Below are 12,808 nucleotides of genomic sequence, written 5' to 3'. Positions count from 1 at the left end.
ACACCAGCATGGCCAGTCGCGACAATGACTCCTACTCCGCTTCCCCCCGCCGGCGCCTGAATGACGGGGTCAAGCAGCGTATTGTGGGCGCGCTGGTGCTGGTGGCGCTGGCGGTGATCTTCCTGCCCAGCCTGTTTGATCGCGAGGGTGCCCGCTATGTGGATGTGACCAGCCAGATTCCGCCGGCGCCGGATATCAAGCCCATCACGATTTCCGAGCCCGAGCCGGTGGCAAACATCGATCCGGCGCCGCCGGTCAACGAGGTTTTCCAGCCGGAATATGTCGAGCAGAAAGCCCCGGCCCCGGATCCGGAGCAGATTTCCCTGGAGCCGGAACCGCTGGAGCCTGAGGCGAACGTTGCCGCGCAACCCGCGCCCACTGCAAAAGACAGTGCCGCGCAGGCGCTGGCCGCAAACAAGCCTGCCGCAGACAAACAGCCGCAGCTGCCGGCGGAGGAAACCCAGCTGGACGACAAGGGCCTGCCGGAGGGGTGGGTCATCCAGGTGGCGGCGTACAAAGATGTCGACAGTGCCGAGCGCGTGCGCGGCAAACTGCTGGACGCCGGTTTTCGCGCTTACACCCGTGCGGTCGATACCCCCAAGGGGCGCTTTGTGCGGGTCTTCGTGGGCCCCAAACTCAGTCGCACGGATGCCCAGTCAGACAAGCAGAAACTGGACAAACTGCTGAAGGCGGAAACGCTCATTCTTCGCTATCGGGCCTGATACCGCGAGGTTGCCCTGCGAATCCTACTATTCTGTCCCTTGCGCAGCTCCCTGCGACTTTGGCCGTGTGGAGCATTGACCCGACAGTCCGCGCCATTTCATTCAAATACAAGGGTCCATCCAAATTCACAGGATTTGGTGAACTGCTTCACTGGCCCGGGTCGGTAAGTTAGAATGCGCGCTCTTCGCGGCGGCCGCCGCGTAGCAGGTAGGGTTGAATGAATTGGGCTGACTGGACCATTCTGGCAATTGTCGCCATTTCCACGCTGATCGGCTTGGGCCGAGGCTTCGTGCGCGAAGTCCTGTCGCTGCTCACCTGGGTGGCCGCATTCGTGGTGGCGATGATGTTCCGTGACCAGCTGGCACCACTCCTCTCCAACCTTGTCGATACACCGTCACTGCAGGCCATTGCCGCCTTTGCCATTCTGTTCATCGCTACCCTGCTGGCCGGTGCCGGCCTGAATATGACCCTGTCCGCGTTCGTGGAGGCCACCGGCCTTTCCGGAACCGATAGGCTACTGGGTATGGTGTTCGGTCTGTTTCGCGGCTGCATTGTAGTGATGGCACTGCTGATCTTCGCCCCGGCGCTGGCGCCGGTGAATGAGGACAAATGGTGGCAGGAATCGACGCTAGTACCTCGCTTTCTCACATTTGAGGATCGCGCGCGCGAAGCGGCAGGCGCGATCAAGGATTTCTTCGCAGGGCAATTTGATTGATCGTAGGTCTGCAGGAGGCAGCACACGATCACCTTGACCATTTCGAAACGACTGGGGTTATCTGAAGTATGTGTGGCATCGTTGGAATCGTTGGCAAGAGTGACGTCAATCTGCAGTTGTATGACGCGCTCACCATGCTGCAGCACCGGGGCCAGGATGCCGCGGGTATCGTCACCTGTGATGGCGACCGCCTGAACCAGCAGAAGGCAAATGGCCTGGTGCGGGATGTGTTCCGCGCGCGCCATATGCAGCGCCTCACCGGCAACTTCGGTATCGGCCATGTGCGCTACCCGACCGCTGGCAGCTCCGGCCCGGCGCTGGCGCAGCCGTTCTACGTCAATTCCCCTTACGGCATCGCCATGGCCCACAATGGCAACCTCACCAATGTGAAAGAGGTGAGCGAGGAGATCTTCCAGCAGGACCTGCGCCACATCAATACCGACTCCGATTCCGAAGTCCTGCTCAACGTGTTTGCTCACGAGCTGCACAAACAGCACAAACTCCAGCCCAAGGCCGAAGACATCTTCACCGCGATGCGCGCAGTGCACAAACGCGTGCGCGGCGGCTACGCCTGTGTGGCGATGATCGTGGGCTACGGTGTGGTGGCGTTCCGCGACCCCAACGGCATCCGCCCGCTGGTCTACGGCAAGCGTGAAACCGATCAGGGCACCGAATATATGGTGGCCTCCGAATCCGTGGCTCTCGACGTACTGGGTTACACCCTGGTGCGCGATGTGGCGCCGGGTGAATGTCTGTACATCGAGCTGGACGGCACCCTGCATTCCGAGCAGTGCGCGGAAAACCCGCAGCTGCGCCCGTGTATTTTCGAGCATGTGTACTTTGCCCGTCCGGACTCCATCATGGATGGCGTTTCCGTGCACAAGGCGCGTCTGCGTCAGGGCGAGCACCTCGCCGAGAAAATCCTGCGCGAGCGCCCGGATCACGATATCGACGTGGTCATCCCGATTCCGGATTCCTCCCGCTCCGCGGGCCAGATGGTGGCACACCGTCTGGGGGTGAAATTCCGTGAAGGTCTGGTGAAGAACCGCTACATCGGCCGTACCTTCATCATGCCGGGCCAGAAGCAGCGCAAGAAGTCTGTACGCCAGAAACTGAACCCGATCGAGCTGGAATTCCGCGGCAAGAATGTGCTGCTGGTGGACGACTCCATTGTGCGCGGTACTACCTGCAAGCAGATTATCCAGATGGCGCGCGATGCCGGTGCCAACAAGGTGTATTTCGCATCGGCAGCGCCGGCGGTGAAATACCCGAACGTGTACGGTATCGATATGCCGTCTGCTACCGAACTGGTCGCCCACGGTCGCACCACCGAAGAAATTCGTGAGGAAATCGGTGCGGACTGGCTGATTTACCAGGATCTGCCGGATCTGATTGTTTCCTCCGGCGAAGGCAATACCGAGATCAAGCAGTTTGAAAATTCGGTGTTCGACGGCGAGTACATCACCGGCGACGTAACCGAGGAATATCTCCACAGCCTGCACACCGCACGTAATGACAACGCCAAGGAGAGCAAGGGCAAGCAAAGCCCGATGTAACTTCCGAGCGTACTGTCTCACTAAAATTCGGCCCACCAATCGGTGGGCCGAATTGTTTTCGGCTCTTTTTTCTCTTCAGCGCTGTACTTGTTCATGGGGTAAGATGACCGGCTCTAATCACACAGGCCCGGGACGGTTAATCCATGTTTGAAGACGACGGCTACGCACTGGAAACTCTGGCAGTACGAGCAGGCCAGAGCCGGTCGGCGGAAGGCGAGCATTCAGAGCCCATCTACACCACTTCCAGTTACGTCTTTCCCTCCGCGGCAGAAGCCGCCGCGCGCTTTACCGGGGAATCTCCCGGCAACGTCTACTCGCGTTACACCAATCCCACCGTGCGCATGTTCGAACAGCGTATCGCCGCGATGGAAGGCGGAGAAGCTGCGGTTGCCACGTCCAGCGGTATGGCCGCTATCCTGAGCCTGTGTATGGCGCTGCTGAAAAGCGGTGACAGGGTGATCTGCTCCCGCAGTGTGTTCGGCACTACCACCGCACTGTTTACCCGCTATATGGTCAAGTTCGGCGTCAAGGTTACCTTTGTCGATCTCACCGACCTGCAGGCCTGGAAAGACGCGCTGGATGGCGACACCAGACTGCTGTTTATGGAAACCCCGTCCAACCCACTGTGCGAAGTCGCGGATATCCGCGCCATGGCCGATCTCGCCCACAGCGCTGGCGCGCAGCTGGTGGTGGATAACTGTTTCTGTACCCCGGCGCTGCAGCGTCCGCTGGAGCTCGGCGCCGACATCGTGGTGCACTCCGCCACCAAATTCCTCGATGGCCAGGGCCGCTGTGTCGGTGGCGTGGTCGTCGGCAAAAAAGCCGTGATGGATGAGGTCGTCATCTTCCTGCGCACCTGTGGCCCCAGTATGAGTCCGTTCAACGCTTGGGTTTTCCTGAAAGGTCTGGAGACCCTGAAGCTGCGGATGCAGGCCCACTGCAACAGCGCGCTGGATATCGCGTGGTGGCTGAACGAACAGCCGCAGGTGGAAAAGGTCAACTTCGCGGGCCTTCCCAGCCACCCCAACCACCAGCTCGCCGCCGCCCAGCAAAGCGGCTTCGGTGCCGTGTTCAGCTTTACCGTTGCGGGCGGGCGTGAGGCGGCGTGGAAGGTGATCGATGCGTGCAAGATCTTCTCCGTCACCGCCAATCTCGGCGACGCCAAGAGCACCATCGTCCACCCGGCCACCACTACGCACGGCCGTTTGAGCGAAGAAGACAAGGTGCGCGCGGGGATTACGGAAAATTTGATCCGTATTTCTGTGGGCCTGGAAAATGTCGAAGACCTCAAGGCCGATCTGGCGCGAGGCTTGTCGTCACTCGCGTAAAGCAGACACAATGGCGTGGAATGTGACGAATTGGATAGTGCCCGCTTACTGCGGGCCTATCATTAATAGCCAGTGAAGAAAAACCGAGCAGTAATGGATTTGCCGTGCAAAAAATTATCTCCGCCATCGTCGCCGATATCGGCAAAGTCCTACTGGGCAAGGAACATCAGGTAAAACTCGCACTGGCCTGTCTGCTGGCCCGCGGCCACCTGCTGATCGAAGATCTGCCGGGCATGGGCAAGACAACTTTGGCCCACGCGCTTGCCCAGGTCCTGGGTCTCTCCTACAAGCGGGTCCAGTTCACCAGCGACATGCTGCCGGCGGATATCCTCGGCGTCAGTGTTTTTGAGCGCGAATCCGGGCAGTTCCGTTTTCACGAAGGTCCCGTTTTCAGTCAGCTTTTACTGGCAGACGAAATCAACCGCAGCTCTCCCAAAACCCAGAGCGCACTGCTGGAGGCCATGGAAGAGCGTCAGGTCAGTATCGATGGTGAAACCCGTCCGCTACCGGAACCCTTCTTCGTCATCGCCACCCAGAATCCTCTGCAGCAGTCCGGCACCTTCGTACTGCCCGAATCCCAGCTCGACCGCTTCCTGATGCGTATCAGTCTCGGCTACCCCACCAGGGAAGCCGAGCGCGCGTTGTTCCAGGGCATTGATCCGCGTGCTCAGCTCGCCCAGCTCAAGCCGCGCATCAACAGTGAGGGACTGCGCAAACTGCAGTCCCTTGTGGGGCAAGTGAAGGCGTCGGAATCCCTGCTGGATTACCTGGAGCGCCTGGTGCAGCACAGTCGTCACAGTCCCGAGTGCGCCGTCGGCCTGTCGCCGCGCGGCGCCCTGGCGCTGCTGCACGCCGCCCGCGCCTGGGCACTGATTCACAATCGCGGTCACCTGTTGCCGGAGGACCTGCAGGCGGTACTGCCGGCGGTGGCAGGTCACCGCTTGCAGAGTGATGGCGGCGACGGCGCGCAACTGGTGGAGCGCATGATGCACCAGGTGGACATCATCGCCGCCTGACGTCGGGCGGCGTGCAGGATGGGCAGATAACAGGGTGTAAGTAGAGTGCTCGGGAAAATATCCGCCAGCCGCGACGCTGCTAACAACGCTAAGCCGTGGCCGCGTCTGTTCCACACACGCTGGCTTCGCTGGCTCGATCGTCGTGCTCCCGCGGCAACCAGCGTTATCCTCAACCACCGCAAACTTTTCGTCATTCCCACCCTCGCCGGCATGGGCTTCCTGCTGTTGATCGCGCTGTTGTGGCTGCTCGGCACCAACTACGAAAACAACCTGGTGTTTGCCCTGACATTTCTGCTGGTTGGTCTTTTCATCGTGTTGCCGGTGCATACCTTTGCCAACCTTTCCGGCCTGAAACTGCAATTGCTTGAAACCGCACCTGCGTTCGCGGGTGATTACGGCGAGGCGCGCTTCGGCCTCACTAAAACCGGCAAGCGCCATCACGAACGGGTCAGGCTTGCGTGGCCGCCGGAGGAGGGCGTGGTGCTGGACGTGATCGAGGGGCGCGACGGGCGCGAGATCCGCCTCGACCTGCCACTGGTACGGCGCGGCCGGGTGCGCGCACCGCGCATTCTGGTGGAGAGCCGTTTCCCGCTCGGACTGTTCCGCTGCTGGAGCTGGGTGGACCTGGACGTGGAGTTCCTGGTCTACCCGCAGCCGAAATCCGCCGGTCCACTGCCGCTGGGGGCGAGTGCCGGTGATGGCGAACAGGAGATTGCACACTCCGCGAGTGGTGACGACTTTGCCGGCCTCAAGCACTATCAGCCCGGTGATTCCCTGCGGCATGTGGCCTGGAAGCAGTACGCCGGTGGCCGCGATCTCTACAGCAAGGAGTACGCCTCCGGCAGCGATGTGCGCCTGTGGCTCGACTGGGACCTGCTGGCGGGGCGCGACGTGGAAACCCGCCTCAGCAATCTCTGCGCCTGGATACTGGAGGCGGAGCGCGCCCAGCTACCCTACGGCCTGCGTCTGCCGGGCCAGAGTGTGGCGCCGAATCTCGGCGCTGCGCACAAAGCCCATCTGCTCGGCCTGCTGGCGCTGTTCCCGATACAGGGGGTGCGCGAGTGAGCCCCGCTTTCGATCACGGCCACAGCCAGCTCAATTCCCTGCTGCCGCGCGAGAGTCTGCTGTGGATCTTTGCCGTGCAACTGGCGGTGTTGTTACCCCATTTCTCCCATTTGCCGCTGTGGCTGCTGGGCGCCTGGACCGCGGCGGTCTACTGGCGTCTCGAAGTATTTCGCGGTCGCCGCGAAATACCCGGGCGCCTGGTAAAAATGCTGGCGGTGTCGCTGGCGATTGTGGGGCTGGCGCTCACTTACCGTCGCTGGTTTGCGCTGGAGCCCATGGTGGCGCTGCTCGCGGTGTCGTTCACCCTGAAAAACATCGAGCTGGTCAGCCGGCGCGACGCGCTGCTGAGCCTGATGCTGGCATATTTCCTCGCCGCCACCCTGTTCGTGTTCGAGCAGACCATTCCGTTTGCCCTCTACGGCATGCTGTGTGTGGTGCTGATCACCGCGGCGTTGGCGGCGCAGCAGGGCAGGGGCAGTGCGCGGCCCGGGCGGGCGCTGGGCCTGTCGCTGAAGCTATTGGCGCAGGCGGTGCCGGTGATGCTGATCCTGTTTGTGGTGATGCCGCGCCTCGGTCCACTGTGGGCGGTACCGCAGAACAGCGCCAAGGCCTCCACCGGGATCAGCGATTCCATGAGCCCGGGGGATTTCAGCGAGCTGTCGAAATCCGACAAGCCCGCCCTGCGTATTGCCTTTGACGGACCGCTGCCGCCCCCGGAGCAGCGCTACTGGCGCGGGTTGGTGTATACCCACTTCGACGGGCGCCGCTGGAGTGAACCGGATTCCGGGCAGGGCTATGGCAGCTGGCGCCGCGGGCGCAGCGGTCGCCCGCAGGATTACGGCGACGCACCGGAAAGTGAGCACACACTGCCGGCGGTGGGCCCGCGTTATCGCTATCAGGTGATTCAGGAGGCGAGCCACACCCCCTGGCTGTTCGCGCTGGCCAGACCCCATTCCGAAACCAAGGGAGTGCGTGCCACCGCGGACGATACGCTGCTATACCGACTGCCCGTGAGCACTCGTCTCGCCTATGACGTGCGCTCGTGGCCGCGGGAAAGCCTCGCCCGCAGCGAGCCACTGAGCAGCGCGGAACTTCGCCGCCACCTGCAGTTGCCGAGCTCCGGTAACCCGCAGGCGCGGTCCTGGGCACGGGCGCGCCTGGACGAGGGTATGAGTGCCGAGCAGATTTCTGCGGCGCTGCTGGATCTCTACCACCGCAGTTTCACCTATACCCTGCGCCCACCTCCGCTCGGTGGCGACAGTGTGGACGAATTCCTGTTCGCCACCCGCGAGGGTTTCTGCGAGCACTTTGCCAGCAGTTACGTGTTCACCATGCGCGCGGCCGGGGTGCCGGCGCGGGTGGTGGCCGGCTACCAGGGCGGTGAGTGGGTGGAGCAGCAGGAATATCTGCTGGTGCGGCAGTACGACGCCCACGCCTGGGCGGAAATCTGGCTGCCGGGCCGCGGCTGGGTCCGGGTAGACCCCACTGCGGCGGTGGCGCCGGAGCGTATCCGCGACGGGCTGCGGAGTGCTGCCGCCGAGGAATTCATGCAGGACGCACTGCTGCCCCTGCACAAGATTGCCTTCGTCACCCGCCTGCGCCTGCAGTGGGACATGGTGAATTACCGCTGGTACCAGACGGTGGTGAGTTTTGATCGGGAACGGCAGCAGGGACTGCTGACAAGGCTGCTCGGCGAGGTGTCGCCGATGCGCCTGGCGCTGCTGCTGGGTATCCCGGTGGTTTTGGCGCTATTGGCGCTGCTGCTGTGGCTGCATCTCAGCAGCCGCGGCCCTGCGCTGCCGGCGGCGAGCCGGCTCTATCTGCGCTTCTGCCAGCGCATGGCACGCGCCGGCGTTGCCCGCAATCCCGGTGAGGCACCGGGGGACTTCGCCCGCCGCATCGAGCGGGAAGTGCCACGCCTCGGTCCCATGGCCCGCCAGATCACCCTGGCCTATGAACGCGCCGCCTATGGCGACAGTGCCGCGGCCGAACGGCAGCTGCGTCGCCTGTTGCGGGGCTTCTGGCCCATGCGACGGGCCCGCCCCGCAGTCGCGCAAACTGTGTGACAATAGCGCCCGCTTCGAGCGGACCTCGGCCGCTCGCAACGCCGCACTGGCGATAGCGCGCTAACCCGTTTCCGGATTCTGTAATGGTATTTCCCGCACTGGCGGCACGACTGCGAACCTTCCTTCTCGGCTACAGCGGCACCTCCCTGGCCACCGGCCTGCAGGTGATCCTGCTGCCGTGGATTGCGGTTTCGCTGATGGATCTGCCGGCCCTGCAGCTGGGCTGGGTACAGGCGTCGGTACTGCTGCCGAACCTGGTTTTTCTGCTGTTTGGCGGCGCTCTCGCCGACCGCTTCGACTCTGCGCGGGTGGCGGCGCTGTCCTGTGCCGGGCTCGCCCTGTGTCACGCACTGCTGGCGATCTGGCTGCTGCAGCGGGTGCCAACCCTGCTGCTGTTGCTCGCCTACGGCGTCAGTCTCGGCGTATGTACCGCTTTTCTGCAGCCGGCGCGGGACAATCTGGTGCAGCGCTGTGCGCGCAAGCCGGGAGATGGCGCCGGCAAGTTGAGCGAGGCGCGGGTGCAGAACACCGTGACCTGGATGATGCTCGCCCAGTACGGCGGGCAGGCGGTGGGGATGTTGCTGGCCAGTCGCTTTGACCACTGGGGCGCGGAGCCGTTGCTACTGATCCAGGTGTGTACCCTCGGCATTGCCGCACTGTTTTTTTTCTCCATGCGTCACTCCGGACCCGCTCCGCGACAGGCCTCGCAGAAGCTGCCCTCAGCGCTGCTGGAAGGGTTTGCGGAAGTGCGCAAGAGCCGTGCAATTCTCGAGCTGGTACTGCTGGTGGGGTTCAACGGCCTGGTGCATATCGGTGTGTTTCTGGTGGTGCTGCCATTGATGGCAGACAGCTACGACCGCGGTGCCAGCTACTACGCCACGCTGCAGATTGCGTTCGTGGTGGGAACGGTGGTTGCCACCGTAGCCATGTTGCGGCGCGGCCAGGGTAATCAGCCCGGGCGCGGGGTATTGATGTGCCTGCTGTACAGCGCCGCGCTGCTGATCGCCATCAGCTTTGGCCCCACGCCTTTCGGCTTGATGCTGTTGTGCGCCTGCTGGGGTGCGGTGGCTGCGGCCTCCGCCGGACTCGGGCGCGCCATTGTCCAGTTGCTGGCGCCGGAGCAGGTGCGCAGCCGCATCATCTCCATTTACCAGTTGTCCCTGTTCGGCTCCGCGGCCATCGGCGCACTGGCCGCGGGGGTGATCAGTGAATTTTCCGCGCCGCTCACCACCCTGCTGTGGGCGGGTATCTTCAGCCTGTTGGCATTTGCGCTTGCCTGGTACAGCGGTGCGCTGCGCGGACTGAAATTCCACGGTGGCACGACGAGTACCCCGGAATAAGACTCTCACACACAACCCTTGGCCGAGCTCTGAATCCCATGATGAATTCCTTTCAATGGCGCCGCCCGGAAATCCTGCTGTTGCTGCTGGCGCTGGCCATGCCGCTTTCCTTCGGCGTATGGCAGGCACTGCTGAACAATTTTGTGATCGAGCGCGCGAACTTTACCGGCGCGGAAATCGGGCTGTTGCAGAGTGTGCGGGAAATCCCCGGCTTTCTCGCGTTTACCGTGGTGTTTGTGTTGTTGCTGGTGCGGGAACAGAGGCTTGCGTTTATTTCGCTGATCGCCACCGGCGCCGGGGTGGCGATCACCGGCTACTTCCCGTCCACCATTGGGTTGCTGTGCACCACACTGTTGATGTCTGTGGGATTCCACTATTACGAAGCGCTGAAAACCTCGCTGGCACTGCAGTGGCTGCCGAAAGAGACCTCGGCCATCTGGCTCGGGCGCATTATGGCCGCCGGGTCCTTTGCCTCGCTTGCGGCCTACGGGCTGGTGTGGCTGGCGGCGGAAAAACTGCAGCTGGACTACGCCTGGATTTACCTGATCGGCGGCGGTATCACCATGGCACTGGTGGCGGCACTGTGGTTCGCGTTTCCCGCCTTTCCCCAGCCCCATGTACAGCACAAGAAAATCATCCTGCGCAAGCGCTACTGGCTGTACTACGCACTCACCTTCATGGGTGGTGCGCGCCGCCAGATCTTCGTGGTGTTCGCCGGTTTTCTGATGGTGGAAAAATTCGGTTACAGCGTGGCGGAAGTGGCCCAGCTGTTTATCGCCAATCACCTGCTGAACCTGTACTTGGCACCAAAAATCGGCCGTTTTATCGTGCGTTTTGGCGAGCGCCGCGCGCTGACGCTGGAATACGTGGGATTGATCATCGTGTTCGGTGGCTATGCACTGGTGGAGACGGCCACCGCAGCGGCGGCGCTCTATATCGTCGATCACCTGTTCTTCTCCATGGCCATCGCCATCAAGACCTACTTCCAGAAAATCGTCGACGAGCGGGATATCGCCTCCTCCGCGGCGGTGAGCTTCACCATCAATCACATTGCCGCGGTAATCATCCCGGTGGCGTTTGGCCTGATGTGGCTGGTGTCGCCGGCGGCGGTGTTCTGGTGTGGCGCCGCCATGGCCGCAGGTTCGCTGCTGCTCGCGCAGAATATTCCGGCGCTGCCCCAGGCGGGCAATGAAGTACGCTGGGGCAGGGTGCCTGCACCTGAAGCCGCGGCCTGACGCCTTACCAGCGATTACTGATCCACAGGGTTTGATAGGGATTTAGCGTCAAGGTTGCCAGCATATCGTCGAATATGGCGTTGCTGACCAGGTCCTTCCACTGGTCGGTGCCGATCAGATTGATGGCATTCAGGGATACCGTCTGCGTCTGGTCGGAGATGTTGTTGAGGCAGAAGATGCTCTGGCGGCGGTCCTGGCTCTGGCGCCAGAAGGCGAAGATCTGATCTCCCAGGTGCAGGGTGAACTGGGTGGCGTTGGGGTGAAACGCGGGTTGCTCCCGGCGCAACTGGATCAGCCGGCGCAATTGCTGGAAGACCGTATGGTGATGGCTGTCTGGGTCTGCCAGCTTCTCGTTAAGCTCCTGTTCCTGCCACTGGCGGCGATTGATCGCGCGGTTGTGGCCATGCTCCTTCATGCGCTCGTAGTCGTTGGTGGTGCCCACCAGGCTGTGCAGGTAAAACGCGGGAATTCCCTCCAGTGCCAGCATGATGGCATGGGCGCAGACAAAGCGCTGCAGCTGCCATTCGTCCTCCCCCGCGGTGGTGCCCTTGAGCGCATCGATCAGTGAAATATTGATCTCGTAGGGTTTGTTGCTGCCGTCATCCAGCGCGCGCCAGGAAATCTGCCCGCCGAAATTCTCCATGGTCTGGATCAGCGCCTGCTGCTCACTGTCATCCAGCAATCCCTCCACCGGGCGCAGGCCGATGCCGTCGTGCGACGCAATGAAATTGAAATAAGTAGTGCCGTTCTGGGCCGGCGGCATGCCCATCAACCAGTTTTTCAGGTAGCGGCAGTTGCCGGTAACCAGTGTGTTGACCAGCAGTGGCGGCAGCGAGAAGTTGTAAATGCAGTGCGCCTCGTTGGCGTTGCCGAAATACGACAGGTTTTCCCGGTTGGGGATATTGGTTTCGGTAATGATCACCGCGTTGGGGTTGGCATGTTCGATCAGGGTGCGCAGCAGGCGCACGATCTCGTGGGTCTCCGCCAGGTTCAGGCAGTTGGTGCCGAGCTTTTTCCAGATGAACGCCACCGCATCCAGGCGGAAAATCCGCACGCCCATATCCAGATAAAGGCGGATGATATCGACGATTTTCGCCAGCACTTTTGGATTGGCGAAATTGAGATCTATCTGGTCGTGACCGAAGGTGCACCAGACATGCTTGGTGCCGGTGGGGGTGGTGGTGGCGCGCAGCAGTGGGGTAATCCGCGGGCGCACCACCTTGCTGAGATCCTCCTCCGGGTCCATCTCCACAAAAAAATCACTGCCGGGATCGGCGCCCTGCTGGTAGTTGATAAACCAGTCGTGCTGGGCGGAACAGTGGTTGATGACCAGATCCGCCATCAGGTGAAAGTCCGTGCTGATGCGCAGGATATCACTCCAGTCTCCCAGGCTCGGGTCCACCTGCTTGTAGGCGGAGACCGCAAAACCATCGTCACTGGTGTAGGGGAAAAACGGCAGTATGTGCACCGTGTTGATCAGCATCGGGAAATGCGACTGCAGAAAATGGTGCAAGGTTTTCAGCGGCGGCTGGTTGTCGTTGAGGATACTGTTGCCGTAGGTGATGACCGCGATATCCGTCTGGTCCCACAGGTTTTTGTGGGCCAGCGGACTCTGGCAGTCCTCGTCCAGGCGCATGAGTCGAGCCAGCTCATTGGCGATGGGCTCAACTTCCAGCTGCGGGTAAATGAATTTGAGGTGGTCCACCACCTTCTGCTGGAGTATCTCCCTGATGGGCAGTGGTGCGCTGCTCTGGTGCATGGTTT

The 12,808-nt window shown here is 61.9% G+C and carries 10 protein-coding genes; 9 read left to right on the top strand and 1 reads right to left on the bottom strand.

Translation table 11 applies throughout. The annotated features are described in order from the left end of the window. Window positions 1-8: 8 nt before the first annotated feature. The 9 genes from R5R33_RS04035 to R5R33_RS03995 all read left to right on the top strand — a co-directional run bounded on the left by R5R33_RS04035 (window position 9) and on the right by R5R33_RS03995 (window position 11,044). Window positions 9-722, top strand: a complete 714-nt coding sequence (locus R5R33_RS04035) for an SPOR domain-containing protein (protein ID WP_318954763.1) — start codon at window positions 9-11, stop codon at window positions 720-722. A gap of 218 nt (window positions 723-940) precedes the next feature. Continuing rightward, window positions 941-1,438: a CvpA family protein gene (locus R5R33_RS04030; RefSeq protein WP_318954762.1), complete on the top strand. Its 498-nt coding sequence runs from the start codon at window positions 941-943 to the stop codon at window positions 1,436-1,438. 68 nt (window positions 1,439-1,506) lie between these two features. Beyond that, entirely contained in the window at window positions 1,507-2,994 is a 1,488-nt protein-coding gene (gene purF, locus R5R33_RS04025) for an amidophosphoribosyltransferase (RefSeq protein WP_318954761.1), read from the top strand. Window positions 2,995-3,137: 143 nt separating this feature from the next. Next, complete coding sequence (locus R5R33_RS04020) at window positions 3,138-4,322, top strand: O-succinylhomoserine sulfhydrylase (protein ID WP_318954760.1); 1,185 nt, start codon at window positions 3,138-3,140, stop codon at window positions 4,320-4,322. A gap of 104 nt (window positions 4,323-4,426) precedes the next feature. After that, window positions 4,427-5,338, top strand: a complete 912-nt coding sequence (locus tag R5R33_RS04015) for an AAA family ATPase (protein ID WP_318954759.1) — start codon at window positions 4,427-4,429, stop codon at window positions 5,336-5,338. A gap of 45 nt (window positions 5,339-5,383) precedes the next feature. Next, entirely contained in the window at window positions 5,384-6,403 is a 1,020-nt protein-coding gene (locus tag R5R33_RS04010; RefSeq protein WP_318954758.1) for a DUF58 domain-containing protein, read from the top strand. Beyond that, a complete protein-coding gene (locus R5R33_RS04005; RefSeq protein ID WP_318954757.1) occupies window positions 6,400-8,469 on the top strand; it encodes a transglutaminase TgpA family protein in 2,070 nt (689 codons plus the stop codon). The genes R5R33_RS04010 and R5R33_RS04005 overlap by 4 nt, the downstream gene beginning before the upstream one ends. 83 nt (window positions 8,470-8,552) lie before the next feature. Then, window positions 8,553-9,809 carry an MFS transporter gene (locus R5R33_RS04000; protein ID WP_318954756.1) on the top strand — a complete coding sequence of 419 codons (1,257 nt, stop codon included), beginning with the start codon at window positions 8,553-8,555 and terminating at the stop codon, window positions 9,807-9,809. Between the two features lie 41 nt (window positions 9,810-9,850). Continuing rightward, window positions 9,851-11,044, top strand: coding sequence for an MFS transporter (locus R5R33_RS03995; RefSeq protein WP_318954755.1), 1,194 nt, complete (start codon window positions 9,851-9,853; stop codon window positions 11,042-11,044). A 4-nt stretch (window positions 11,045-11,048) separates the two neighbouring features. Here R5R33_RS03995 and R5R33_RS03990 read toward each other — a convergent pair whose 3' ends face one another. Then, the gene (locus tag R5R33_RS03990; RefSeq protein WP_318954754.1) at window positions 11,049-12,803 is read right to left on the bottom strand and encodes an alpha-amylase family glycosyl hydrolase; all 1,755 of its coding nucleotides are present in this window, start codon (window positions 12,801-12,803) and stop codon (window positions 11,049-11,051) included. Between the last annotated feature and the right edge of the window lie 5 nt (window positions 12,804-12,808).

This window comes from Microbulbifer pacificus, assembly GCF_033723955.1.
GTDB lineage: Bacteria > Pseudomonadota > Gammaproteobacteria > Pseudomonadales > Cellvibrionaceae > Microbulbifer > Microbulbifer pacificus.
This window is presented reverse-complemented; position numbering and strand designations above follow the sequence as displayed.

Coding starts and splice junctions, on each gene's coding strand:
- R5R33_RS04035 (WP_318954763.1), top strand. CDS start 9: ATGGCCAGTCGCGACAATGACTCCTACTCCGCTTCCCCCCGCCGGCGC.
- R5R33_RS04030 (WP_318954762.1), top strand. CDS start 941: ATGAATTGGGCTGACTGGACCATTCTGGCAATTGTCGCCATTTCCACG.
- purF (WP_318954761.1), top strand. CDS start 1,507: ATGTGTGGCATCGTTGGAATCGTTGGCAAGAGTGACGTCAATCTGCAG.
- R5R33_RS04020 (WP_318954760.1), top strand. CDS start 3,138: ATGTTTGAAGACGACGGCTACGCACTGGAAACTCTGGCAGTACGAGCA.
- R5R33_RS04000 (WP_318954756.1), top strand. CDS start 8,553: ATGGTATTTCCCGCACTGGCGGCACGACTGCGAACCTTCCTTCTCGGC.
- R5R33_RS03995 (WP_318954755.1), top strand. CDS start 9,851: ATGAATTCCTTTCAATGGCGCCGCCCGGAAATCCTGCTGTTGCTGCTG.
- R5R33_RS03990 (WP_318954754.1), bottom strand. CDS start 12,803: ATGCACCAGAGCAGCGCACCACTGCCCATCAGGGAGATACTCCAGCAG.